Origin of the sequence: Brevibacillus sp. FSL K6-6036, assembly GCF_037964015.1 — a bacterium.
Lineage (GTDB): Bacteria > Bacillota > Bacilli > Brevibacillales > Brevibacillaceae > Brevibacillus > Brevibacillus borstelensis.
Map to the genome: position 1 here is coordinate 2,862,122 of NZ_CP150173.1, position 24,673 is coordinate 2,886,794.

Annotated in this window: 23 protein-coding genes; 4 read left to right on the forward strand and 19 right to left on the reverse strand. The window is 50.5% G+C overall.

Translation table 11 applies throughout. The features are described 5' to 3' along the window. Positions 1-155: 155 nt before the first annotated feature. From crcB to NST37_RS14385, 3 genes are all read right to left on the reverse strand, one after another. Positions 156-524 carry a fluoride efflux transporter CrcB gene (crcB, locus tag NST37_RS14375; protein WP_003385733.1) on the reverse strand — a complete coding sequence of 123 codons (369 nt, stop codon included), beginning with the start codon at positions 522-524 and terminating at the stop codon, positions 156-158. Between the two features lie 92 nt (positions 525-616). After that, complete coding sequence (locus NST37_RS14380) at positions 617-814, reverse strand: DUF896 domain-containing protein (RefSeq protein WP_003385734.1); 198 nt, start codon at positions 812-814, stop codon at positions 617-619. A gap of 80 nt (positions 815-894) precedes the next feature. Then, positions 895-1,251, reverse strand: coding sequence for a LysM peptidoglycan-binding domain-containing protein (locus tag NST37_RS14385; protein ID WP_003385735.1), 357 nt, complete (start codon positions 1,249-1,251; stop codon positions 895-897). A 157-nt stretch (positions 1,252-1,408) separates the two neighbouring features. Here NST37_RS14385 and lexA point away from each other — a divergent pair, with 157 nt between their 5' ends. Further along, positions 1,409-2,032 carry a transcriptional repressor LexA gene (gene lexA / locus NST37_RS14390; RefSeq protein ID WP_003385736.1) on the forward strand — a complete coding sequence of 208 codons (624 nt, stop codon included), beginning with the start codon at positions 1,409-1,411 and terminating at the stop codon, positions 2,030-2,032. 185 nt (positions 2,033-2,217) lie between these two features. Here lexA and NST37_RS14395 read toward each other — a convergent pair whose 3' ends face one another. Then, positions 2,218-2,703: a DUF456 family protein gene (locus NST37_RS14395; RefSeq protein WP_003385737.1), complete on the reverse strand. Its 486-nt coding sequence runs from the start codon at positions 2,701-2,703 to the stop codon at positions 2,218-2,220. A 207-nt stretch (positions 2,704-2,910) separates the two neighbouring features. On the opposite strand from NST37_RS14395, the gene NST37_RS14400 reads away from it, so the two are divergent. Continuing rightward, positions 2,911-3,504 (forward strand): DUF4269 domain-containing protein, encoded by a 594-nt coding sequence (locus NST37_RS14400; protein WP_227277613.1) that lies wholly within the window; start codon positions 2,911-2,913, stop codon positions 3,502-3,504. A gap of 816 nt (positions 3,505-4,320) precedes the next feature. Here the strand turns inward: NST37_RS14400 and glnA are convergent. The 9 genes from glnA to NST37_RS14445 form a co-directional block, all read right to left on the reverse strand. Then, the gene (glnA, locus tag NST37_RS14405) at positions 4,321-5,655 is read right to left on the reverse strand and encodes a type I glutamate--ammonia ligase (protein ID WP_003385739.1); all 1,335 of its coding nucleotides are present in this window, start codon (positions 5,653-5,655) and stop codon (positions 4,321-4,323) included. Between the two features lie 31 nt (positions 5,656-5,686). Beyond that, a complete protein-coding gene (locus tag NST37_RS14410) occupies positions 5,687-6,097 on the reverse strand; it encodes a MerR family transcriptional regulator (protein WP_003385740.1) in 411 nt (136 codons plus the stop codon). Between the two features lie 159 nt (positions 6,098-6,256). Next, positions 6,257-7,537, reverse strand: coding sequence for a methionine gamma-lyase family protein (locus NST37_RS14415; RefSeq protein WP_003385741.1), 1,281 nt, complete (start codon positions 7,535-7,537; stop codon positions 6,257-6,259). Between the two features lie 7 nt (positions 7,538-7,544). Continuing rightward, a complete protein-coding gene (gene hflX / locus NST37_RS14420; RefSeq protein WP_339185529.1) occupies positions 7,545-8,837 on the reverse strand; it encodes a GTPase HflX in 1,293 nt (430 codons plus the stop codon). Positions 8,838-8,886: 49 nt separating this feature from the next. Then, positions 8,887-9,807, reverse strand: a complete 921-nt coding sequence (locus tag NST37_RS14425) for an AAA family ATPase (protein ID WP_051567368.1) — start codon at positions 9,805-9,807, stop codon at positions 8,887-8,889. Positions 9,808-10,032: 225 nt separating this feature from the next. After that, positions 10,033-10,821, reverse strand: a complete 789-nt coding sequence (locus NST37_RS14430; RefSeq protein WP_003385746.1) for a DUF4184 family protein — start codon at positions 10,819-10,821, stop codon at positions 10,033-10,035. Between the two features lie 144 nt (positions 10,822-10,965). Continuing rightward, positions 10,966-11,208 (reverse strand): RNA chaperone Hfq, encoded by a 243-nt coding sequence (hfq, locus tag NST37_RS14435; RefSeq protein ID WP_003385747.1) that lies wholly within the window; start codon positions 11,206-11,208, stop codon positions 10,966-10,968. Between the two features lie 30 nt (positions 11,209-11,238). Next, complete coding sequence (gene miaA, locus NST37_RS14440) at positions 11,239-12,198, reverse strand: tRNA (adenosine(37)-N6)-dimethylallyltransferase MiaA (protein ID WP_024983805.1); 960 nt, start codon at positions 12,196-12,198, stop codon at positions 11,239-11,241. Continuing rightward, positions 12,195-12,980 (reverse strand): class I SAM-dependent methyltransferase, encoded by a 786-nt coding sequence (locus NST37_RS14445; RefSeq protein ID WP_339185530.1) that lies wholly within the window; start codon positions 12,978-12,980, stop codon positions 12,195-12,197. The genes miaA and NST37_RS14445 overlap by 4 nt, the downstream gene beginning before the upstream one ends. Before the next feature lie 269 nt (positions 12,981-13,249). Between NST37_RS14445 and NST37_RS14450 the strand changes: the two genes are divergently transcribed. Together NST37_RS14450 and NST37_RS14455 are read left to right on the forward strand one after the other, a co-directional pair. After that, positions 13,250-13,924 carry an SIMPL domain-containing protein gene (locus NST37_RS14450; protein WP_031932882.1) on the forward strand — a complete coding sequence of 225 codons (675 nt, stop codon included), beginning with the start codon at positions 13,250-13,252 and terminating at the stop codon, positions 13,922-13,924. Positions 13,925-14,176: 252 nt separating this feature from the next. Next, positions 14,177-15,472, forward strand: coding sequence for a hemolysin family protein (locus NST37_RS14455; RefSeq protein ID WP_003385751.1), 1,296 nt, complete (start codon positions 14,177-14,179; stop codon positions 15,470-15,472). Between the two features lie 95 nt (positions 15,473-15,567). Here NST37_RS14455 and mutL read toward each other — a convergent pair whose 3' ends face one another. The 6 genes from mutL to miaB form a co-directional block, all read right to left on the reverse strand. Further along, the gene (mutL, locus tag NST37_RS14460) at positions 15,568-17,688 is read right to left on the reverse strand and encodes a DNA mismatch repair endonuclease MutL (protein ID WP_339185531.1); all 2,121 of its coding nucleotides are present in this window, start codon (positions 17,686-17,688) and stop codon (positions 15,568-15,570) included. Positions 17,689-17,709: 21 nt separating this feature from the next. Then, positions 17,710-20,286 carry a DNA mismatch repair protein MutS gene (gene mutS / locus NST37_RS14465; RefSeq protein ID WP_003385753.1) on the reverse strand — a complete coding sequence of 859 codons (2,577 nt, stop codon included), beginning with the start codon at positions 20,284-20,286 and terminating at the stop codon, positions 17,710-17,712. A 110-nt stretch (positions 20,287-20,396) separates the two neighbouring features. Next, entirely contained in the window at positions 20,397-21,710 is a 1,314-nt protein-coding gene (locus NST37_RS14470; protein ID WP_031932885.1) for a hypothetical protein, read from the reverse strand. Between the two features lie 127 nt (positions 21,711-21,837). Then, on the reverse strand, positions 21,838-22,398 hold the full coding sequence (gene cotE / locus NST37_RS14475) for an outer spore coat protein CotE (RefSeq protein ID WP_003385755.1): 561 nt from the start codon (positions 22,396-22,398) through the stop codon (positions 21,838-21,840). Between the two features lie 132 nt (positions 22,399-22,530). Beyond that, positions 22,531-22,974: a YlbF family regulator gene (locus NST37_RS14480; RefSeq protein WP_003385756.1), complete on the reverse strand. Its 444-nt coding sequence runs from the start codon at positions 22,972-22,974 to the stop codon at positions 22,531-22,533. A 6-nt stretch (positions 22,975-22,980) separates the two neighbouring features. Beyond that, the gene (gene miaB, locus NST37_RS14485) at positions 22,981-24,492 is read right to left on the reverse strand and encodes a tRNA (N6-isopentenyl adenosine(37)-C2)-methylthiotransferase MiaB (RefSeq protein ID WP_024983809.1); all 1,512 of its coding nucleotides are present in this window, start codon (positions 24,490-24,492) and stop codon (positions 22,981-22,983) included. Between the last annotated feature and the right edge of the window lie 181 nt (positions 24,493-24,673).

The following is a 24,673-nucleotide window of genomic DNA, read 5'->3' on the forward strand; positions in this document are numbered from 1 at the left end:
CCGGTTTTATTTCCACATGGTTTCCGGGCACGGGCTCTTCTTTGTTTCCTCGTAGCCTTCCAATGCCCTCTTCTTTGATTTGATGTTGCTTCCGGATTGGCTCTCTTTTGTTCTCGTTGACGCCTGCCCGTCTTATCCCGCTATATCTTGCCTGTTTACCACACTTGTCTGCCGATCCAGATCCCTGAACCGCAAGCAAGAAGGCCGGCCAAAACACTGGCGCCTGCATAGAACAGCCCTCTGCCGATCTGCCCATCTCCGATGAAGCTTACCACCTCGAGCGAAAAGGTAGAGAACGTAGTAAATCCCCCCATCAGCCCGGTTGTGAACAGAAGGTACATCTCCAAAGACATCAATCCTTTTTCCTTTCCCCACGCATAGAGCAGTCCGATGAGAAAAGAACCGGAGACATTGGCCAGCCATGTCCCCGCCGGCAATCCGGGTTGGTTCATTGCGAGACCGAGACCATAGCGTAGCAATGAACCGACGGCTCCTCCTACGGCAACAGCCAGCCATGCCATCATGGCAATCCCCCCTTCTCTCCTTTTTTGTATGGAACAAAAAGACATCCAGGCAAAAAGCATGGATGTCTTCTTTTTATGTCAAATGGTGCGTTTTAGTGTTTGGGGTTGTTATCCTCGAGGTCTTCCACGTAGCGGATCGATTCGAGATTGGAGCGAAGCGACATTTTCACAGCATCAATGTATTTTTGCCGCAGTTTTTTCTGTTCCTGTTTTTCCTCTTCAGTCAACCCGGCTTCACGAGATTTTTTGGCCAACTCGTTGATCCGTTTGATTTCCGCGTCTGATACCAAAGCCGTTTCCCCTCGCTTTCAATGAATGCCGCTCTATTATATCACATCTCGGCAACGAAGCAAGGGAAAGCTGCAGCTTGTCAATTCCCGACAGGAATTTGAATCGATTGGCCTGGATAAATAATGGCACTTTCCAGCTTGTTCAATTTTTGAATCGCATATACCATATCGCGAACATCCATTTTCGGGTCACTCTTGTAGGTGACCGCCAGCTCCCACAAGCTGTCTCCCGGTTGGACGACGATTTCCTTTACTGGTTGGATCATTTGAGCTTGTTGTACCGTATGATCCCCAGAAGCGAACACTAGTTCTGTCAAAGTGTAAAAAAAGAGAGTGAAAGCGGCAAAAAACAGAATGGCCTGTCCACGCGTAATGCCAAAACGAGCAGTTTTTCTTTCTTCTTTGGCGAAGCGATTAGATACGGTCATTGTACTCATTATTTCATCCCCCTGCAAACGTACGTTCTATCTTCTTGTTCTCATCATAATGCGAACACTTGTTCATGTCAAGAAAAAAAACGAACTTATGTTTGTCGAACGCAGGATCCCATGGTATAATATAGAAAACATGTTCGAGAAGATAGAGGTGTGGTCTATGTCCAAGCTATCCAATAGACAGCAAGCCATCATCGATTTCATCCGCAAAGAAGTAAGGGACAAGGGTTATCCCCCATCTGTCCGTGAAATCGGGGAGGCTGTCGGTCTGGCATCCAGTTCAACTGTTCACGGCCATCTGGCCAGGTTGGAAAAAAAGGGGCTCATCCGCCGCGATCCTACCAAGCCCCGCGCGATTGAGCTGCTGAAGGAAGAGGAGCGCTTTCAAGACGACTTTGACGTATCTGTTGTACGCGTACCGGTGATCGGAAAGGTGACTGCGGGTCAGCCGATCACTGCTGTCGAGCAGGTGGAGGATTACTTCCCACTCCCTGACAGCATCGTGACATCGGACAAGGTGTACATGCTGCGCGTGTCCGGAGACAGTATGATCGAGGCTGGCATCCTGGATGGAGACTACGTGATCGTTCGCCAGCAGAATGTGGCCAATAACGGTGATATCGTCGTCGCCATGACTGAAGAGGACGAGGCAACCGTGAAGCGTTTCTTCAAGGAAAAGAACCATTTCCGGCTGCAGCCTGAAAACGCGACATTGGAGCCGATTATTCTGGATTCTGTAACGATTCTGGGGAAAGTGATTGGCGTGTACCGCTTGATTCACTAGAATAAGAGATTTCGTTGCTTGGATGAGCCATGCCTTATGGCGGACTCTTTGAAAAACGCAATCGACTACGACAAGCTTTCCTTTTCCACCCTGACAGCAAAAAAGGCGTTCGCGATTGCCTCGCGGACGCCTCTTCTTTTCATTTCCTTCGATTCTTTGATCGGTCCTTCTCCTACGAATCCCACTTACAGTGCGACAAAGAACCAGATGATCATCACTACCTGAAGAACAACTTTTACGACCACACTGCCCAAAAAACCGATGAGCGAACCCACTCCCGCTTTAACAGCCCGTTCAAACGGCTGCTTTTGGATCAGCATTTCCACCAGAACGACCAGCACGAACGGCATGATCAGCATGCCAAATGGGGGGAACAAAATCACCCCGAGCAAAATCCCCAGTGCAGCTGCCCACGATGACGCTTTGGAGCCCCCGTACTTCTTGACAAAGTACATGTTGGTGAGTAAATCCGCACCGTAGAGAAGAACACTTAAGACCGCCATTCCCCACCAGAAGGAGGCCGGAAGTCCGGCACCCGGATCAGCAATAAAAAAGTGATACAGCAAGAATCCGCCCCACAATAAAATCGTATCAGGAATGACCGGCAAAAAGATTCCGGCAATACTGAGGATAAACAAGGCCGCTATCACGATCCACAACAAGATCTCCATCCATTGACACTCCCTTCTGTATAGGGTATACGATAAAGTGCGGTTTTCGTTTCCATCGACTCGCTACATTTTGACAGAAACCTGTATATACTCGGTTCTTCTGCGAGTCGTAAAGCCAAACGTCGAATCGGAACATAGATGGTCTCGTCCCTCATTGTTCCCCTGCAGAGTTGCAAATAAAAGAAAGATAATCTGAAAGGACAGAAAATGGCTATGCATTCTCAAACGAAGCGAGATTGGTTTGACCCTTCCTACCTGAAAAAAGGAACCCCTCGGCAGCGGGAAGCCTGGGCAGTCCTCGACAGCTTGGGAATCTTTGATGGGCTCAAAGAGTATCAACCGGTTCTGTGCGGAACGATCCCCCTCGATATTGATGTTGAGGACAGCGATCTTGATTTGATCTGTACGACAGCCGACCTGGATCGGTTTGGCCATGTGTTGAAAGAAAAATACGGGCATTTGGACCGTTTCACACAAGACCGCCGAGAAATCCGCAACATCCCTACGGCGACTGCTTCCTTTTGGTATCGCGGTTTTCAATTGGAGTGTTTTGCTCAACCGATTCCTGTCACAGAGCAAAACGCCTACCGGCATATGATGATCGAAGCACGGCTGCTCCAGCTGTCTGGGCAAGAAGCAGCAAAAGAGATTCGGGCTTTGAAAGAACGGGGGCTGAAAACGGAGCCTGCTTTCGCTCTGTATTACGGGATTGTCGGAGATGATCCTTATCAGGCTTTACTTGAATTGGAAAGATATTCGAATGAACAGCTTAAGCAAGTGATGGCAAATAAACCGACCTAAACGCCGGCCGTAAACCGGAAATACGAATAATGGTAAACTCAGACAACTTGTGTGTCCTTATGCGGGCATAAAATTAAGATGACTTCTGGATACTTCGGAAGTCATCTTTTTTGGATTGCTAGATTTGTCGTTTTACCTTTTATTGGTTAGATTTCAGTTGAAGACGGCAAATCATGATTATTTTTTTTTAAGAGACTGATATAAAATGTACACGAATCCAACATAAATGGGAAGCCAAACGGGTTCAAAGAATCCTGGAACTCGATAATCAGTAATTACAATTTTGTTTGGCCCAAAATCCAATTGTTGAATTAGATCTGAGATCATAAAAATAAAAACCCAAATCATCATCATTGTCGACAACACAATGGAAATCGCAATTTTTTTAATAATATCACCTCGTTATTATCAATAATCATTTCTTAAACGGACTTCAGAAAAGAAATGATCATTTTTGTAAAAACCCGAGTTAGTGTGCATACGCTGGATTAAGTCCGCATTTCATTAAACCCAACCCTCAAATAATATGTTAATAATTTTTTATTTAACCATTAATATACACATCTGTAAACATATTTTAGGTATTTTGTTCTAAATTTTGCATTGTAAAGGGGGTTAATCTTTATTAGCAGCATCCCATCCAACTTTAGTCAAATAAATTCATAAAAAAAGCCTTAAAGTTAATAGGAAAGCAAGTTTCCCATCTACTTTAAGGCGTATCTAACTTATAAAGCTGAAACCTAGTTAAAATTAAACTAAACAAGTTTTGTTTCTTTTTAGGGTCCAAAGAAATACAAGTACTCTTTCCCCTAAATATTAATACGTATTCATATACTGCTCGCGCTCCCACTCCGTTACACGGGTGCGGAACATATCCCACTCGATTTCCTTCGCGTCAACGAAGTGCATCAGTGCGTGTTCGCCAAGCGCTTCGCAGATCACCGGATCGGCCTTCAGGCATTCGATCGCGTCCTTGAGGGTAGCCGGCAAGCTGGCGATGCCCGCTGCTTCACGCTCAGCCTCGTTCATGATGTAGATATTGCGATCGACAGCCGGCGGCAGCTCAAGCTTGTTCTTGATTCCGTCAAGACCTGCTTTCAGCATCACGGCGAGAGCCAGATATGGGTTGGCGGCAGGGTCCGGGTTGCGAACCTCAATCCGGGTGCTCATACCGCGAGATGCCGGAATCCGTACAAGCGGAGAGCGGTTTTTCGCCGACCATGCTACATAGCAAGGAGCTTCATAGCCCGGTACGAGGCGCTTGTAGGAGTTCACCAGCGGATTGGTGATGGCGGCAAAACCGCGGGCGTGCTTCAGAATACCGGCTAAGTATTGCTTCGCCGTTTTGCTCAGGCCGAGGGTATCCTTGTCGTCAAAAAATGCGTTTTTCTCCCCGATGAAGAGAGACTGGTGGGTGTGCATGCCGGAGCCGGCGACACCATACATCGGCTTGGGCATGAACGTTGCGTGCAATCCGTGCTTGCGTGCGATCGTTTTCACCACCAGTTTAAACGTGAGAATCTGGTCCGCAGCTTGGATGGCATCTGCGTATTTGAAGTCGACTTCGTGTTGGCCAGGCGCAGTTTCGTGATGGGATGCTTCCACCTCAAATCCCATTCTCTCCAGCGTGAGAACGATGTCACGGCGGCAGTTTTCACCCAGATCAAGCGGAGCGAAATCAAAGTATCCGCCCTGGTCGTTCAAATCCAAGGTCGGCTCGCCTTTGTCATCCATCTTGAACAGGAAGAACTCCGGCTCCGGTCCGACGTTGAAGTTCGTGTAGCCCATCTCTTCGGCTTCTTTCAGCGCCCGTTTCAGGATGTAGCGAGGGTCCCCTTCAAACGGAGTTCCATCTGGATTGTAAATGTCACAGATCAGGCGAGCGACATTTCCATGCTCATTCCCCCACGGGAAAATGACCCATGTATCGAGATCCGGCACCAGATACATGTCGGATTCCTCGATGCGGACAAAGCCTTCGATCGAAGAACCGTCGAACATCATCTTGTTGTCCAGAGCTTTGGGCAATTGGGAGATCGGAATCTCGACGTTTTTAATGATCCCCATCAGATCAGTGAACTGCAGGCGAATGTAGTTTACATTCTCTTCTTTGGCCAAACGAAAGATGTCTTCTTTGGTGTACTTGCTCACGTTTCTCTCCTCCTATAGTCGTATGCATGTATCAGTGGAAGAAGCGGGAAAGCTCTCCACGTATCAACGCATGCTCGCTTGGGCGATTTGCGTTGCTGAAAAATATTTGTTGTTTGAGGAGCTGATGAAGCTCTTGCTCGGTAAGTTCCTTCCGCTTGGCCTCCGAACTGACGGTAATTTCCGTCTGCTCCGGAACAGGGTCTTGCAGCTGAAGCACCTGTTTGATTCCGGCAATGTTCAGTCCTTTTTCAATCAAGGCCTTCACTTCCAGCAAGCGGTCGACATCATTAAAAGAAAAAAGCCGCTGCTTTCCTTCTGTACGTGCAGGCTGTATCAGTCCGTTCTGCTCATAGTAACGGATCTGCCGCGCAGTCAGATCAGTCAGCTTCATGACGATACCAATGGGAAACAGCGCCATGTTTCGACGAAGGTCATCACTCATGACTTGTCCCTCCTTTGAAATCATTCCTTGCTTGCTATTGTATGATTCAAAAGCAACTCTGTCAACGGATGTCAGAAAAGATTACACAAAAAAGTAATAAAAAAGCGACAAGCCGCTGTTTGTGCTTATCGCCTCATAAACAACTCCGATTGATCTTTGCTAGTCTCTTCCGGGAATATCGAGCAAGCCCTTTTCCAGCAGGCCGTCAAGCGCTGTCAGGATGCCCACCTTCACATGGGAGTACGTAAGTCCGCCCTGCACAAACCCGAGGTAAGGGGGACGAATCGGTCCGTCTGCAGAAAACTCGATACTGGCTCCCTGAATAAACGTCCCGGCCGCCATAATGACCGGATCGGCATAGCCCGGCATCTCACTGGGGTAAGGCGTAACATGGGAATCGACAGGCGCTGCCTTCTGGATTCCCTGACAGAAAGCAATCAGCCGTTCGGCACTCCCAAACTCGACAGACTGGATCAAATCCGTACGAGGATCGTTCCATAGCGGGTTCGTCCGAAAGCCCAGGCGCTCAAGCAAAGCCGAGGAAAAGACCGCGCCCTTCAACGCCTCGCCTACCACGTGCGGCGCGAGGAAGAAGCCTTGGAACATTTCCAGCAGGGAGTACAGCGATGCCCCTCCTTCGGCTCCAATCCCGGGGGCCGCCATGCGGTAGGAAGCTCTCTTGACCAATTCCTTCTTGCCGACGATATAGCCGCCGGTTTTGACCAAGCCGCCTCCGGGGTTCTTGATCAGCGAGCCTGCCATGATGTCTGCTCCGACCTGGAGCGGCTCCAGCTCCTCCGTGAATTCCCCATAGCAATTGTCCACGAAGACGATCAGTTCGGGATTGATCTCTTTGACAAACTGAATCATCTCTTTCAGCTTGGCAATCGTAAAGGACGGACGGTCTGCGTAGCCGCGAGATCTCTGGATACCGATTACCTTTGTTTTCGGAGTGATGGCTGCCGCTACTGCGGGAAAGTCGATCTCTCCGGTAGGAGCAAGCGGCACATACTGGTACCCGATGCCGTACTCCCTTAGCGAGCCTTGCCCCTCTCCGCGGACGCCCACCACTTCCTCCAGCGTATCGTATGGCTTTCCGGTAATGTAAAGAAGGTCGTCACCGGGGCGCAGCAAACCAAAAAGAGAAATAGCGATCGCATGTGTCCCAGAAATGATATGAGGGCGTACAAGCGCATCCTCTCCACCGAACACATCCGCATAAATCGACTCCAGCGCCGCCCGACCGGAATCATCGTATCCATACCCGGTCGAGGGCGCAAAATGAAATTCATTCACTTCATGCTTTTGAAAGGAACGCAGCACTTTCAACTGATTATAGTCGACCAGGGCAGCGATCTCTTGATGCCGCCCTGTGATCATTTGTTCTACTTCTTCTACGATGGGGCGCAGACGCTCCCCGTGGGCAAATAAGGAAAACATGTGCTACTTACCAACTCTCTTCTTCAGTCTCTGGTTTTTCCAGGAGAAAAGGAGCAATCCTTCCGTAGATGGGATGATCTCTGTTCACTCTGACAGAAATCCGATAGGAGGAATCCGCTTCGTCAAATTCCTGTTCCATCTCTACCCCTTCCCTGTGCAAAAGCGACAGGATGTCGCCGCGCTCTGCCGGGACGATCAAGGTATAGCGATCAAACGAGGAGTAGACGTAGCCTTCAATCCGCTTTAGCAATTCGGCGCGGTCCTCCTGCCGAATTGCCGAGATCAAAATCGAGTCTTCCACCTTCGGCAGGTATGTTCCCTCCATAATCAAATCCGCTTTGTTGTAGACAACGAGCTGCGGGATGTCATCTGCTTTCAGCTCCCGCAGAATGCGATATACGACCTCCATATGAATCTCCAGGTCAGGATGATGCGCGTCGACCACATGCAGGATCAGATCCGCTTCTTTCACACCTTCCAGCGTAGAACGAAAAGCAGCAACAAGGGAAGTCGGCAAATCCTGGATGAAACCGACCGTATCAGTCAGGAGCACCTCAAGCCCGCTCGGCAAGGTAAGCTGGCGGGTAGTCGGGTCCAATGTCGCGAACAGCTTGTCTTCTTGGAGCGTTTCCGCTGAAGTCAGTTGGTTCAACAGCGTCGATTTGCCCGCATTTGTATAGCCGATCAATGCGATTTGAAACACATTGTTCTTTTTGCGGCGCTCCCAATGCAATTGACGGGTGCGAACCAGCTCCGACAGCTGCTGCTTCAGCTCGCTGATTCGCCGCCTGATGTGCCTGCGGTCGCTTTCCAGCTTGGTTTCCCCGGGGCCGCGCGTACCGATCCCGCCGCCAAGGCGGGAAAGCTGCTTGCCTTGACCGGCAAGGCGCGGCAGCAGGTAATTGTACTGTGCCAGCTCCACCTGGATTTTCCCTTCCCGCGAGTGCGCCCTCCCGGCAAAAATATCGAGAATCAACTGCGTCCGGTCGATCACCTTGCAGTCAAACGCGGTATCGAGGTTGCGCGTTTGGCTGGGTGAAAGCTCGTCATTGAAAATAATGACATCCACGTCCAGCTCTTCCGCACGATGAGCGATTTCCTGTATTTTTCCGCTTCCCAAATACCAGGCGTTGTCAATGCGTTCGCGATTCTGCGTGATGACATCCAGCACCTCTACATCGGCAGTCCTGGCGAGCTCATGCAGCTCCTCCATCGACAAGCGGGAGCGTTCCATATCGCGATTATCCAAAAAACAGCCAACTAAAATGGCTGTTTCCTTCGTCTTGATTCCACCTTCCAAGGAATCACGTCCTTTCTTTCCCCTATCATACCACATTTTACTCCTGCCGCTAGGAAGCGGACCAGACAAAATCCTCCGGCAACAACGTCATGACGTCATCCTTGGTCGGCTCTGCCACCGTCATCAGGCGGACAGCCTGCTTGCGGATCGCCTGCTCGATGGCATTGCGTACATACCGGGCGTTGCTAAAATTGGTTTCAAAAAGGTCGAGGCGAATGCGGTTCAAGTGCAGCCTCAATTTTTCCCTGGCGCCTGTAGAAAGCCTGTATTCTTTTCCCTCGACCATTGTCTCGGCAATTTTAATCAGTTCGTCTACGGTATAATCGGCAAATTGTAGCTGAATGGGGTACCGGGAGGGCAGACCGGGGTTCAGCTCCAAAAAGGCATCCATCTCGTCTGTGTAGCCTGCCAGTATACAGATGAAATCGTTGCTGTAATCCTCCAGTGCCTTCGTGAGACAATCAATGGCCTCTTTGCCGAAATCCTTTTCTCCGCCTCGCGCGAGCGAATACGCTTCATCGATAAAAAGGATACCGCCGATCGCTTTTTTGACGAGCTCTCTCGTCTTTTGCGCCGTGTGCCCGATAAACTCCCCGACCAGGTCGGCGCGTTCCACTTCGATCAAATGTCCTTTGCTCAATATCCCCATTTCCCGGAAGATTTTGCCGAATATACGGGCGACGGTCGTCTTTCCGGTGCCAGGGTTCCCTTTGAATACCATGTGATACACTTGTTTTTCCAGCTTCAGGCCGTGTCTTTCCCGCTCCTTGTTGATCCGAAGCAGCGCGTGAATCTCGTACATCAGCTTTTTGGCTTCCTGCAAGCCGATCAGTTTTTCCAGTTCATCGAATGCAGCGGCCACATTGCCGGGTGCAGTCGTTCGTACCTTCTCGGACAGTGTTTCCGGTAATTTGACCCGTTCCGGCTGGCGAAACACCACCTGTATCCGGTGGGGAGCCTTCTCTGCCATCGTATCAGCCGGCGGTTGATTGCCCGACGGTTTCACAAGCCATCACCTGCCTCTTGGTCATACCTTAGTATACTCACCTGCCCGGAAAACCTGCCCATTTTTTGTCTCCGATCTTGTGCTCGATGCTCCAGAAGTTGTTCTTTGCCTTAGATGCGGTCTTTACTGCGGTCTTTACTGCGGTCTTCACGCCGCTGCAACCCCCAGCCTTCTCCCGGTGTAAGGCAATTACCTTCCCGGGACCCGTCGCCATCGCAAGTAACAGGAAACAGCAGCCAATCCTGCCATGCATCCCGACAAAAAGGGAACAACAGCACGAAGCGGCCGCAAGTGGGGAAACAACCCGTCAATCGCATAAAGGTATGCGCCCGCAGCAAGCAGGCCAAACCCGGCAACCCCCAGCCAGAAAGACCATTTTTCCCGGCAAGAAAGCTGTCTGCTATCCTTGGAAGCCGCCTGCGGCTTCAGCTCGGCCCGACGCAACCCATGCCTTGCTTCCCTTGCTATCACGAGCCCTATGCAGAGCAACCCGCCCATTGTACTGCCGTGCTGCAAAAACTTGTACACGGGGATGGCCATTCCAGCCAGCTCCACTTTTTCCTGCAAGAGCTGCAACCGACTTACCATGAATGCCCCGTCATGGGTAAAAGCATCCCAGAAAATATGGGTTACGCTCCCCAGGACAGCAGAGCAGCAAAAGACGAGAAAAGAACGCAGCGTGGTAAGGCGCCTGGGCGACTCGGCACAGTGCTGCAGTCCGCGGTCAAAGGGTGCTGGCAAATGCTCGATCATCGCTCTTTTCACAATGCCGTGAAAAAGAAGGGCCAATAAAAACGTCATCGGCAAATCAAACAGAAACAGTCCTGCCAGCGTATGGCTCATCGAGCTGTATGCTTGCAAACGCAAAAAATACTCGAAATCCGGGGCCATGCTTCCAAAAACAAGCGCAGTAAAAGAAAACCAGCGAACCCGCCGCAATGGCAAGACGATTGCTGGATGGGCAAAAGTAAAAGGCATTGTCCTCTCCCGTTTACATAAGAAAAGTTATGTATACTATCCTGCTATTTTGTCAGCTATATTCTCTTCGTGCGGATTGATTGCGTTGTCATACCAGATAAAAAAGCCCGGATGGCTAAGATCCCGGCTTCGTTGTTGTGACGCTTATGCTTGTTGATTGTTGTCCTGAGACATGAGCGACACGGGACGCTGTGGAGTGAAGGTGGAAATGGCATGCTTATAGACCAGTTGCTGCTTCCCTTCACTGTCAATGACAATCGTGAAATTGTCAAACGCTCTGATGTAACCGCGCAATTGAAAACCGTTTACCAGGTAGATGGTGACCGCGATGTTTTCCTTCCGCAAGTGGTTCAGGAACGTATCTTGAATGTTGATCGTCTGTTTCATTGGTCATTACCCCCTAAAAGGACTTGTATGTTATATATTCGGCAATTGAGGAAACTTTCCTGCCATTATCTGTTTGATTGTTTGGACGATCTTCGGGTAGTCATCAGTGTTCGTAAGGTCAAACCACTCGATAGCTGACATCCGCCGGAACCAGGAAAGCTGCCTTTTGGCAAAATGCCTCGTACGCTGCTTGATATCGTTCACGGCTTTCTCCAATGTGATTTCTCCGTAGAGGTAAGGGATCAGCTCTTTGTACCCGAGTCCCTGCATAGAGGTCAATGCCGAACCGTAGCCGAGATCCAAAAGTCGCCTTACTTCCTCTACCAGACCGTCCTCAATCATCTTGTCCACTCGCTGATTGATGCGCTCATACAGCTTTTGCCGATCCATCGTCAGGCCAATCATGAAGATGTCATAAGGCGAATATGCTTCCCTGTGTTGAAAATCGGACATCCGCGTACCCGTCAGTTGATAGATCTCCAGGGCTCGGATGACCCGTTTCACATCATTGGGATGCAGTCTTTGCGCCGTCAGCGGATCCACATCAGCCAAGCGCCGATGCAGCTCTTCCACACCCTCAATCTCAGCCAGCCTTTGCAGACGGCTTCTCAATTCCAAATCTTGCTCGGCTGCAGCAAATTGAAAGCGATGGGTCACTGACTCTATGTAGAGCCCGGTTCCTCCCACGATAAAGGGCAGATGTCCGCGTCCGTTGATCTCGGTAATCAATCGGGTAGCTGACTCTTGAAAGCGGGCTACTGAATACTCTTCATCTGGATCAATAATGTCGATCAAATGATGCGGTACTTTTGCCAATTCATCCGGAGACGCTTTTGCAGTGCCGATATCCATCCCGCGGTAAACCTGCATGGAGTCACCGGAAATGATTTCTCCCCGAAACTGCTCAGCCAGCTCCAGACTTAAAGCTGTCTTGCCCACTGCCGTCGGTCCTACGATTACGACGAGTCTCTCTTTCTCTTGCACGTTCACTCCCCTCCGCCTTTCTCTTTATAGCTGTATACGACCTGGTTTCCTCTGGTTCGATAGGGAGTGAAACCGAACTGTTGATACAGCCTTCCTTTCTTCCCTTCCTTCAGGACGACTCGCCTTTTGGCAACGCGAAGCGCCTCCGCTACGGCAGCTTGCTCCAGTGAACGGTTATTTGCCCATTCCCTGATTCCGGCTATTCCCGCGGAGCTGTTCACCGTCTCTTCGAACATGGGATCAAAGTACACCACGTCAAATGAATCGGCAGGCAAGCTTCTCAATACGTCCAAATGGTTCCCGACCCGAACTTCCACCCGCTTCATCGCTTCACGCAAAGCTTGTGATTCGGCTGGCCAGTATGCAAGCCCGTCTTCAATCAACAAAGCGATGGTCCGCTCGGATTCAACCCCGACTACACGTCCCGTTTCTCCAACGCCATGAGCAAACACGATGGCATCAGCGCCCAAGCCCATGGTGGCATCCAGAACCTTGTCTCCTGGTTGAATTTGGCAAACAGTGAGCATAGTATCATTATCGCCGCGCTCCAACCGCTTTATACGAAATGCAGCCGTGTTCGGGTGAAAAAAGAACGCTGTTTTTCCCACTGCCTCCAGTCTAGCTCCCTTGGAGGATACGATCAATACTTCCGATTCAGCAAATCTTTTTCTCAATTCAGCAAGCGAGTAGTCCTTTCGCTCTACGAGAGTCAGGTTGAAACGCGCCGCAAGCTCACGTGCGTGCCTCGTCGTTTCTGCGCTCGGTTCAAGGGAGGTGGTGACGATCATCCGTATCACCCGTTCGTAATGAAATCATGATCTGTCCAAGACGCTCCTTTTTACAATCATTCCACATTTCGCTTTTTTGGCATTCTTGTCCACTTCATTTTTATATCTTTTCCGGTTGGGGATGTCAAATCTGTTTTTGCCTCTCCCTTGGCCTGCAATAAATTTTTTACAAGAAGTTTACAATCGCTGGACCTTTGATCTTGAGGTATGGTCTCGATGCGGCGTAATACAGTGTAGAGAGCATATTTTTATGAAAGGTGGTTCGTTTGATGTATCCCCATCAATCCATGTCTCATTACCCTGTGCTGCCAACTCCCCGGAATCCGTACGTGATCAAGGTTACTGGCGAAGGTACAATCTCCGCGGCTCCGGACCAGGCGGTTGCGATTTTGGGAACAATTACAGAAAACCGAAATCTCCAGCTCGCTCAAGCCGAAAATGCAGAAGCTGTGTCGCGGGTCATTCAATCTCTGACGAACCTGGGAATTCCACAAGAGCTGCTGAAAACACTCCGCTACCAAATCGAAATCCAGTACCAATACCAGGATGGCAGACAAATTTTCCAGGGCTACAAAGTGACTCATATGCTCCAAGTTATCATAGGCCAGATTGAGCAGACCGGGCTTGTTGTCGATACGGCTGTCGAGCATGGTGCAAATACCGTTTCCAGCATCCAATTCACTCTAAGAGACCCCGAGTACTTTTACAATCAAGCTCTCTCGACGGCGGTCAAGGACAGCCAGCAAAAAGCCGCAACGATCGCAAGGACACTCGGTGTCCGATACAACCCTATTCCTCATCAGGTGCAAGAGCTTACCTCAGCTCCTGAGGCTCTTTCGTCTCGAGCCGAGACATTCCTTGCCAGAGCGGCCACCCCGATCCAGCCTGGTGAAATCAAAATTCGTGCATCCGTAAATGCGGAGTATACCTTCTCTCCATGTTAGCCATTGCTGCCAAATGTGCAGAAATCTCTTGAACAACGGAACACACATGTTCGCAAAACATGACCCCGCTAGGATTGCACCAACATCCACATCAAAGCCTCCATCGCTCTTCTAGATTTTGCCCTCTTACAAAAAATACATAGAAAAGACATGTGAAACCCGGCGCATTGATATTCGTAAATGTTAATATGGATGCAGCTAACCATACATTCGAACAGGGAGGTGTACGCCTTACTTGTGTAAGGCTACTCATTGGAACTAGTTAACTTAATATTGGTAGTGATCCTGATTGCATTAACCGGTTTTTTTGTGGCAACTGAATTTGCAATCGTGAAGATCAGAAGCACCAGGATTGACCAACTGGTGGCAGAAGGTCGGCGTGGTTCGCTCGCTGCAAAGGAAGTAACCACGCACCTCGATGAGTATTTGTCGGCATGCCAATTAGGTATCACGGTTACCGCAATGGGACTAGGCTGGTTAGGGGAGCCGACAGTCGAGAGGCTGCTTCATCCCTTATTTGTAAAGTGGGACTTGAATGACTCTATCTCCCATCTGTTGTCTTTCGGCATTGCCTTTGTCGCCATGACATACCTTCATGTTGTAGTGGGCGAGCTGGCGCCCAAAACGGTTGCCATTCAAAAAGCGGAGACCATTACCCTGCTTTTCGCCAGACCGATCATCTGGTTCTACAAGTTGATGTATCCTTTCATCTGGTTGTTAAATGGATCTGCACGTGTACTGGTCGGCGTTTTCGGTATGAAACCGGCTTCTGAACACGAAATGGCCCACTCTGAGGAAGAGCTCCGGCTGCTGCTGTCAGAGAGCTATCAAAGTGGTGAAATTAATCAGAATGAATTGAAGTATGTGAACAATATTTTCGAATTTGACGAAAGAATCGCAAAAGAAATTATGGTTCCCCGTACAGAAATCGTCAGCTTGTCCATCCATGATTCTTTTGAGGAAATGGTTGAAACCATCAGGAAAGAGAACTACACCCGCTACCCCATCGTAAACGGGGATAAAGACGATATTCTCGGGATGATCAATATAAAAGAAATTTTGACGGCCAGGCTTGTGAACGAATCCTCTGATATGAGACTTGAGTCGTTCATCCATCCGGTCATCCGGGTCATTGAAACCATTGCAATCCGCGATTTGCTGGTAAAAATGCAAAAAGAGCGCATTCACATGGCGATCCTCTTGGATGAATACGGCGGCACATCCGGATTGGTTACTGTTGAAGACATTTTGGAAGAAATAGTCGGGGAAATCAGAGACGAATTCGACGCTGACGAGATACCCGATATCCGCAAACTGAAAGACAATCACTATATTTTAAGCGCGAAGCTTATCATCAGCGAAGTAAACGACCTGCTCGGCACCAACCTTTCAGACGATATCATCGATACACTCGGCGGTTGGTTCCTCTCCAAGCATTTCACTGCGAAGACCGGCGACAAGCTCGTGGAGGACGGCTATTGCTTCAAGGTAGTGGATATGTCTGGCCATACGCTGAAGTACATTGAAGTAACCAAAGCAGAGTCCTGACTTGCGATTCGCAACATTCGCACCATATCTTCCGTTACATGAAAAGGGTCAAGGGCTTGTGCAGACAGCCCTTGACCCTTTTTTCACTTAGAAACTTACATAACGCGCTTGAACATTTTCTCCAAATCATAACTGGAGAAATGAATGATGATCGGGCGGCCATGCGGACAGGTGAATGGACTGGAGCTTTCCCGAAGTTGGCTTAGCAGGCTTTCCATCTCCGCGTGTGTCAGGAAACGATTCGCTTTGATCGACGCTTTGCAGGACATGAGTATCGCTGCCTTCTCCCTCATCGAGCGAATATCAGCCTGTGCTGCCTCGCTGGCCTCCATGACAAATTGGATCAGCTCTTCGATTACCTCCAGCTCGCTTCCTTCCGGGAACCAGTGAGGATGTGCACGTACGATAAACGTCTTTGTGCCGAAGGACTCAATCTCAAGCCCAAAGGAGCGCAGCAGCGAGAGCCGTTTGTCCAGCTTCAACGCTTCCTGGGCAGTCAATTCAACCGTATGCGGAAACAGCAGCATCTGACTTGCGACACTTTCCTCCGCCAGCTTCTGCATGAAATGCTCATAGAAGATACGTTCCTGGGCAGCGTGCTGGTCAATCAAATACATGCCATTCTCATTCTGAGCCACAATGTACGTACCGTGCACTTGGCCGACGGGATACATTTGCGGCACTGTCTCCGTTTTCTCCGCAACAGCTACATCTTCCCCGTATGGATCCAAGCTGCTCTCCGCTCCACGTTCTTCGGGACCTTTTTCATATCCATCCCGGGGAAGATGAACTTCCAGGTCGGTCCTTTCAAAATCATCCCCACTTGCTGTGGTCGCCGTGGACACCCCCGGAGAAACGGCCGCTAGTGCTGTATTAGCAGCCATACCGCCGTTTTGCCACGCTGTGTATTCCTCTCTGCCCTCTTTTACAGCGTTGTGCTTCTGCTTTCCGGCATCAACAGCCTGCTCTGTATTTGAACGGGCCAAATCATGCGCCCGAACGAGGCTCACCGCTTCAGCGGCCGGCATCTCTTCGTTCGCTCCCTGTATTTCCGGATGGAAGCTGCCGGGACTGGAAAGCGGCTGCTGTATTTCTGCCTGAAATGGCTTTGTAGTGTCTGCATTCGATTGACCGGCAGGCTTTGACCACGTCAGATCAAACTGCGGCTGTACCACCTGCTCGATAACCCTTGCCTTGCGCTCTGCTGTCAACGGACGCACAATGTCCAGTCCCTGGCGCAGCGTAGACCTCACGCATTGCTCGATCGCCGTGCACAGCTCGTCTTCCTTGCTAAAACGAACCTCCAGCTTTGCTGGATGGACATTGACATCCAGCAAAGTCGGGTCCATCTCGATCTGGAGCGTGACGATCGGGTAGCGGCTGATCGGTAGCAATGTATGATAGCCGCGCATGATCGCGTTGTTCAACCCGAAATGGCGTACGTATCGACCATTTACAAGGGTAGACAGATACGACCTGTTTGCCCGGGTTACTTCCGTTTTGGAAATGAATCCGGTCCACCGAAAATCGAGCGTCTCTCCGCTGATCGGCAGCAGCAGCTTGGCTACCTGAACACCGTAAATGGAAGCCATTACGTGCAGCAGCTTGCCATCCCCGGATGTATGCAGCAAATTCTTTCCGTTATGAGTCAACGTAAATGCCACTGAAGGGTATGTCAGGGCTAAACGGTTGACGTAATCGGAAATATGGCCAATCTCCGTAGAAATCGATTTCATATACTTGAGGCGGGCTGGCGTGTTGTAAAACAAGTCGCGGACAATGATCTCGGTCCCTTTGACAGCTGCGATTTCGCTAATGCTTGCAATCGCTCCACCCTCCATCATCAACCGAGTCCCTACCTGCCCGCTCGATTGGGTGCTCGTCAGTTCCACCCGGGAAACCGCCGCGATACTGGGCAAGGCCTCTCCGCGAAAGCCAAGCGTCCGTATTCGGAACAAATCTCGGGGACTGCGTATTTTGCTCGTCGCATGGCGTTCAAAGGCGAGACGGCAATCCTCCCGATCCATGCCTTGACCGTTGTCGACTACACGGATCAGGGAAAGGCCGCCTTCTTCCACATGGATTTCCACTGTGCTTGCCCCTGCATCAACTGCATTTTCCACCAGTTCTTTCACAACGGAAGCGGGCCGTTCTACCACTTCGCCTGCGGCGATCATATTGGCCAGGTTGTCATCCAGCACATGTATGTTCCCCATCGGTTTCCTCCTCGAACTGGTTTACTTGCTTTTTTTCATTTGCTGTTTCCAATGGAAAAGCTTCAGCATGGCGTCCATCGGCGTCGTCTGATTGAGGTCCAGCTCGCGGAGCTCAGACAGCACCTGTTCCTCTTCTGGCGACAACAGGGATTTCGGTTCTTCGCGTACAGCAGCCACTGGAGCAGACCAGAGCGTTTCCAGGGACATTTGCACATCACCTGCCGTCGTGCCCGCCGACTCCAATCCCGCCAAAATTTCTCGTGCACGTTCAATGACCTGCTGGGGCATCTCGGCCAGCTCTGCGACGTGGATTCCGTAGCTTTTGTCTGCGCGGCCAGGCTCAATTTTGTGTAAAAAGAGCAGCTTTCCGGCCCGTTCTTCACATCTTGCGTTCACATTGACGACTCCGGTCAACGATTCCTCCAGACCTGTCAGCTCATGGTAATGGGTAGAGAACAACGTTTTGGCACCGATCTTTTGTCTGATGTATTCAATTACCGCCTGTGCCAGAGCCATTCCGTCATAGGTAGAGGTGCCTCGTCCAATCTCATCGAGCAGGATCAAGCTTTGGGCCGTTGCTTTTTGCAGAGCGTGCCTGGTTTCCAGCATTTCCACCATAAACGTGGAATGCCCGGAGGCCAGATCGTCGGCAGCGCCAATCCGCGTGAAAATCTGATCGACCAAAGACAACCGGGCTGCTTTTGCCGGCACGAAGCAGCCGATTTGCGCCATGACGACCAAGAGCGCAATTTGCCGCATGTACGTGCTTTTCCCGGCCATATTCGGACCGGTAATGAGGAGAATCTGCCGATCTGTCTGGTTCATATGAACGTCGTTGGCGACGTATTTTTCCCGTTCGAGGACGGCTTCTACCACAGGATGTCTGCCATCTGTAATGACACATTCACCCGTTGTGACCAGCTCCGGACGTACATACCCGCGTTCGTCGCTTACTGTAGCGAATGCCTGCAGCACGTCGATCGCTGCCACCCGCTCCGCAAGGCTCTGCAAGCGCGGGATATGAGCCGCTACCTCATTGCGAATCTGGACGAACAATTGATACTCCAGCTCGATCAGCTTTTCTTCCGCCTCCAGGATCAGCGCTTCCTTTTCCTTTAATTCGGGCGTGATGAAGCGTTCCGCATTCGCCAATGTTTGCTTTCGTTCATACCGGCCAGCTGGCACGTTAGCCAGATTCGCCCGTGAAACCTCGATGTAATAGCCAAAGACCTTGTTGTATCCCACTTTTAACGAGCGAATCCCGGTCGCTTCCCGCTCTGTCTGCTCCAGTTGGGCTATCCACGTCTTGCCCTCGCGACTCGCTGTATGAAGCTTGTCCAGATACTCATCATAACCGGTCCGGATCAAACCGCCTTCCCGTACCGAAATAGGCGGATCGTCTACGAGAGCAGCCTGCAAGTACGTGACGATGTCTGCGCACTCATCCATTCCCGCAGCCAATTCCTTCAAAACCGGTGCATCTGTCTCCAGCAGCAGCCGCTTCAACATCGGTATCGTTTCCAGCGAATGACGAAGCTGTACCAGATCGCGAGCGTTCGCATTGCCGTAAGAGATCCTTCCTGCCAGACGCTCCAAATCGTACACTTGATCCAGACAGTTCCTCAAGTCTGAACGAAGCAGCATGTCCCCTTTCAAATACGAAACGGCATCCAGGCGGGCCTCAAGTTCACTTTTGTTTACCAGCGGACGTTCAATCCAGCGGCGAAGCAGCCTGCCTCCCATCGCTGTTTCGGTGCGATCCAGAAGCCAGAGCAGCGAGCCTTTCTTCGATTTGTCCCGTATCGTTTCGGTCAGCTCCAGATTTCTGCGGGAAAAGCCGTCCATCTGCAGGTACTGCTTGGCATCATAGCGCTTGATCAACAACATGTGTGACAGGCTTCGCTTTTGTGTGACGCCGATATAGTGAAGCAGGGTGTTGACTGCCTTGCGCATGGCGAGATCAAGCTCACGTGCGTCGTTGCCGTATTGGCGGTCGACGGCAAGCCCGTCCAGCTCAGTGTCCTCTATGTATGTGACAGGTACATCTGACTTGAGCTCTCCAGCCCACCCGGATAACACCAATTCCTTGGGGTGGTACTGCATCGCTTCATCCAGCGCTGCCTCTCGTCTGCCAATCAGCGAGGTTACGTACATCTCGCCGGTACTCATGTCACAAGCGGCGACACCCATGCTGCCCTCCGCTTGCGCAATCGCAACCATGTAATTGTTTTCCTTGTCGGAGAGCCATTTGCCCTCCATCATCGTCCCGGGAGTAATAACCCTCGTGACCTCCCGACGGACGACTCCTTTCGCTTCCTTTGGATCTTCTACTTGTTCACAGACGGCTACCTTGTAGCCTTTTTTCAGCAATTCGGCAATATAAGCATCAGCAGAGTGATGAGGAACGCCGCACATCGGGATTTTTTCTTCGCCGCCGCCCTCGCGCCCTGTCAAGGTAATTTCCAGCTCACGCGATGCCACGACTGCGTCTTCAAAAAACAGTTCATAAAAATCGCCCAAGCGAAAAAATAAGAAAGTATCCGGATAGTCACGCTTGATCGCCAGATACTGCTGAATCATCGGTGTATATTGTGCCATTGTAACCTATCTCCTAGCTTCATTCTCGTTCGTCCATTATAACACGGGGAAAGCCGTATGTTGAACCTTTCCCCGTGCATGGCTGCAAGAGATCGCGCTCATCCTGGCGATTATGCTTTGCCGACGTAATGGCACCATACCTTCCTCAGATCGCTGTTTGCCGGCCAAGTATGACCTGCCAGCAAAAAAGAAAAGTAATCGTCCAGACAGCTCCGCGAACGCTCGTATCCAGGCAGCGCAGATATCTCCTTCCAAATGCTGTTTACGTAAGGGACCAATTGTTCCTTTTCCCCCTTGTAATAGGCACGGATCAAGGCAGGGGCGATACAGCCTCGTGATAATATATCCGCCGAAGACGCAACCAGTCGCGCCAGATGAAGAACGCCTCTCGCCACGACGGGATGCACGAGCCAACTGGGCAAGGTGCGATACTCGAAGCCTTTTACGATTCCGTATTCCTTTTCGCGAACATCACCGAGAAATCCATAGCGTGGACGCCGTTTTTGACAGCCTTCATCTTCGATCAGGACAAGCGGAAGCGCGAGGTATGCATCCAGGCGGCGCAGCAGGGAAAAATGGGGTCTGATCCCGCTGAAGTGTATATGGCCGCCTGTCGGGTAGCCGTCGAATGGCATCCCCCCGCTGATCCATTCCACTTCCTTGTCGACGATTTTCTTGGCTGCAGCTCCGAGCGCTTTGACAATGCGCGAGAACAACGCGTCCGGCTCTGCCGAGGGCGCGGGGCGGAGCTCGACCAGCGGATGCTGATGCAGTGCAAGGTCTTCGCGATAACGGGTTGAGTCGCACCCTACTACACCACTGATCCCCATGAAATCAGAGGCAAGCGCCATTTTTCCGTCGGGATGACGAAGCGCAAACTCCGGATCGGCCCCAAGCTGGATTTGAGGACTTTCCCAGCTACCCTGTTCCTTCAACCACCACGCTTCAGCCTCGGCGAGAAATCCCGGCTTATGCTCCGCGTCCCATTCGGCGGAGATACTGCGTACTTTCACACGAAATGGAGAGGCCGCCTGCAGGATGATCTGACCTAGGTGCAAACCGACCGCATACAAGCTGCGGATCGCGAGGCGGATAACCGCCCTTGCCTCATAATCGTCGACAGCCGGATCTATTCGCTGGAAATCGCTATGAGCGATGGAGTACTTGGTCCACTGCTGCTGCACATAGGATTTTTCGACCATCAGCACGTGATTTTCAAAAAGATGAACGCGGTAGATTCTGGTTCCGGGTTCAGGGGCCGCTTTCGTCGTCACCGGTATGCCGCTGGTTCGCAGCAAATAAAGAATTCGATCCGGTTTTTGCATAAATTTGATCGTACTCTCTTCATTTCCGGGCAAGGCTGTCTGGCATCCAGGATCTCCCCATCGAGCTGGAGAGCAATCCACTTCACTTTTTGCAAACAAGGGCCTCACCTCCACTCTGATGTGATAGCCTATGTCGCAATCCGGCAAAAAGTGAAGCCGCCGCGCTCTGCTTTTGCAGACGGGCTTCATTTGGCAAAAAGAAAAAGAGGAGACAGTTTCTCTCCTCTTAATCCAATTCGTCCAGCAGGGTGGCCGAATCAAAGTCATCAAACTCGTCGCTGTTGTCTTCGTAATCACCAATCAAATGGTAATCCTTGTCGTCGCAGCTATGGCAAACGACTACGCATACCTTGGTTTCCCCGATTATTTCGACGGCATATTCACTTTCGACTCTTACAGTGACGGTGCCACCGCCGCTCAGTTCGGCTTTGACGCACTTCGGCTGTTCAACGGCGCGGGCCAGGATTTCCAGGTCTCCGCGGCTGTTTCTGTCGAAGAACGTAAGCGGAACGAGTACGGAGAAATTGACTGTCTCCCGCTTTACTTCGGTTTGCGTGTTATCTGCAAACGAGTACCAAAGGTTGACGTCATACGTACCAGATACCTCAACCGCGTCCCCTACCTTCTCTGCCTGGAAGTTCGTGTTTATCACCCAGCATCCGAGGATCGTCGAAGGAGTATGCGACGGTATGATGGTGTGGGTCGTTTGTGTGAATTTATGACCTTTACCGCAGACGGCTTTTGCGATGAGTTCCCGGCACTGCAGGTCTTTGTCTGTACCCGACATTTCGTTACCTCCTCCATACAACGTTTCTGTACATTTGTATGCAGGGCATCCGACTAGGGTGCAAACACCTACTGCCATTTTGGCAGAGCTTGTCGCCGGTTCATCCTCCCGTATCTTTCCGTTGCCGGAGTATCAGGAGCAGCAGCCGCCTTTATGCTTTTTCTCTGGTCCGCCGCCAGTCTCGCCTGTCAACGGGTTCCCGCCGGTATCCAGTACGATGCGCTCTGAAACGGTGTTGGTGATAACCGTGGTGACCATTTGCAGAAGATCGTTTACATCGACTTGCGATTGCTTAAATTCCGTAACAATCGGAATGCTGTCCAGCTCATCGTGAAGCTGATTGTATTCTGCTTCCACTTTGCTGACCAGCTCCGGCTTGTTCATCGATTCAAACATGACCATCTGTTTTTGTTTCTTCTTTAAATCGTCGATCAAATCTTGCACGCGCTCATTGTGCTTGATCTGCAGTTCTGCCCGCTTGTAAAAATCTACTTCTTTGGTCTGTGCAATCATAGCTGCCAGCTCTCTTGCTTTATCCAAAATCTCTTTTTGCGTGTACAGGCCTGTTTGTTCCATCATTCATTACACCTCGATTTTTGTCACGATTTCGCCGTGCAAGGTCCATGTTTTTACGTCATTGATCTTTACATGCGTGTATTGTCCGATCAGCGATTTATCACCCGCAAAGTGAACCAGCTTGTTTGTCCGGGTACGCCCAGCGAGCACGTTCGGGTTGTTTTTCGATTCGCCTTCAACCAATACCTCGACGACTTGATCCTGCAATGGTTTATTTTTTTCCAAACTGATTTTTGCCATCAGCTCATTCAAGCGATACAGCCGCTCTTTTTTCACTTCCATGGGAACATTGTCTTCCATGACAGCTGCAGGGGTACCTTCGCGCGGCGAATACACAAATGTATATCCGGAGTCGTAGCCTACCTCTTCAACAAGCGAAAGCGTCTCTTCAAACTGCTCGTCGGTCTCTCCCGGGAATCCGACGATAATATCGGTTGTCAGCACTACATCCGGAATCACCGCTTTAATTTTACGCACCAGCTCCAGATAGTGTTCGCGCGTATATTTGCGGGCCATCCGTTTGAGTACCTCAGTCGAACCGGATTGGACAGGCAGGTGAATGTGTTCAACGAGATTGCCCCGTTTACCCAGCACCTCGATCAGATGATCGTCAAAATCACGCGGATGACTCGTCGTAAAGCGGATACGCGGAATGTCGATCTTGCGGATTTCGTCAAGCAGGTCGCCAAATCCGTATTCGATATCCTCAAAATCTTTTCCGTAGGCGTTGACGTTCTGGCCGAGCAGAGTGATTTCTTTAAAGCCTTGGCGGGCCAGTTCCCGCACCTCTGCGATCACGTCCTCGGGACGGCGGCTGCGTTCTTTGCCGCGCGTGTACGGAACGATACAGTACGTACAGAACTTGTCACAACCGTACATAATATTGACCCAGGCCTTGATATTGCCTACGCGGTTCTTCGGCATGTTCTCGATAATGTCGCCCTCTTTAGACCACACTTCGACGACCATTTCCTTGCTGAATATGGCATCCCGAAGCAGGAAAGGAAGCCGGTGAATATTGTGCGTCCCAAAGATCAGGTCTACCTGCTGGTAGCTCTTCAGGATCTTGTTGACAACCTTCTCTTCCTGGGACATGCAACCGCAGACACCGAGTATCAAGTTGGGATTGTTGTTTTTCAGACGCTTCATATGTCCCAGCTCGCCAAAAACCTTATCCTCGGCATTTTCGCGAATCGCACAGGTATTGAAGAGAACTACATCAGCCTCTTCGAAATCCTCTGCAAACGTATACCCCATCTGTTCGAGAATACCTGCAATGGTTTCTGAATCATGCTCGTTCATCTGACAGCCATATGTCCGTACATGATAGCGCTTGCCCTTCCCGATCTCTCTCATCTCTTCCGGGATATCAAAGTTGTAGTGTACTTGAATTTCTTCTTTGCCCCGTTTTTTTGCTTCCTTTAAAGAGGGCGGTTGAAAATATTTGGCGAAATCCTCTACCGTTTTGGATGACTTCCCGGATTTTAAGTCCGGAGTCGCTTCCTTGTTTACTGACATCAGTCTATCACCTCATCTGCAAGATGTGTTTGTAGGTAGTTACAACTCATGATTATAGCACATCAATGCCTTTTTCCTGAAATGAAATACGAATATCCTATGAAGATTCCAGAGAGCTTTATCCGCTCCTTCGCTCATCCAACCGAACGGTATGGCATGTCCGCGAAAAGCGGATTCATGA

Bases quoted from the DNA above. Each gene is read 5' to 3' on its own strand.
- crcB (WP_003385733.1), bottom strand. From the start codon at position 524: ATGATGGCATGGCTGGCTGTTGCCGTAGGAGGAGCCGTCGGTTCATTG.
- NST37_RS14385 (WP_003385735.1), bottom strand. From the start codon at position 1,251: ATGAGTACAATGACCGTATCTAATCGCTTCGCCAAAGAAGAAAGAAAA.
- lexA (WP_003385736.1), top strand. From the start codon at position 1,409: ATGTCCAAGCTATCCAATAGACAGCAAGCCATCATCGATTTCATCCGC.
- NST37_RS14395 (WP_003385737.1), bottom strand. From the start codon at position 2,703: ATGGAGATCTTGTTGTGGATCGTGATAGCGGCCTTGTTTATCCTCAGT.
- NST37_RS14400 (WP_227277613.1), top strand. From the start codon at position 2,911: ATGGCTATGCATTCTCAAACGAAGCGAGATTGGTTTGACCCTTCCTAC.
- NST37_RS14410 (WP_003385740.1), bottom strand. From the start codon at position 6,097: ATGAGTGATGACCTTCGTCGAAACATGGCGCTGTTTCCCATTGGTATC.
- NST37_RS14415 (WP_003385741.1), bottom strand. From the start codon at position 7,537: ATGTTTTCCTTATTTGCCCACGGGGAGCGTCTGCGCCCCATCGTAGAA.
- NST37_RS14425 (WP_051567368.1), bottom strand. From the start codon at position 9,807: ATGGCAGAGAAGGCTCCCCACCGGATACAGGTGGTGTTTCGCCAGCCG.
- NST37_RS14430 (WP_003385746.1), bottom strand. From the start codon at position 10,821: ATGCCTTTTACTTTTGCCCATCCAGCAATCGTCTTGCCATTGCGGCGG.
- hfq (WP_003385747.1), bottom strand. From the start codon at position 11,208: ATGAAACAGACGATCAACATTCAAGATACGTTCCTGAACCACTTGCGG.
- NST37_RS14445 (WP_339185530.1), bottom strand. From the start codon at position 12,980: ATGATCGTCACCACCTCCCTTGAACCGAGCGCAGAAACGACGAGGCAC.
- NST37_RS14450 (WP_031932882.1), top strand. From the start codon at position 13,250: ATGTATCCCCATCAATCCATGTCTCATTACCCTGTGCTGCCAACTCCC.
- mutL (WP_339185531.1), bottom strand. From the start codon at position 17,688: ATGGGGAACATACATGTGCTGGATGACAACCTGGCCAATATGATCGCC.
- mutS (WP_003385753.1), bottom strand. From the start codon at position 20,286: ATGGCACAATATACACCGATGATTCAGCAGTATCTGGCGATCAAGCGT.
- cotE (WP_003385755.1), bottom strand. From the start codon at position 22,398: ATGTCGGGTACAGACAAAGACCTGCAGTGCCGGGAACTCATCGCAAAA.
- NST37_RS14480 (WP_003385756.1), bottom strand. From the start codon at position 22,974: ATGGAACAAACAGGCCTGTACACGCAAAAAGAGATTTTGGATAAAGCA.
- miaB (WP_024983809.1), bottom strand. From the start codon at position 24,492: ATGTCAGTAAACAAGGAAGCGACTCCGGACTTAAAATCCGGGAAGTCA.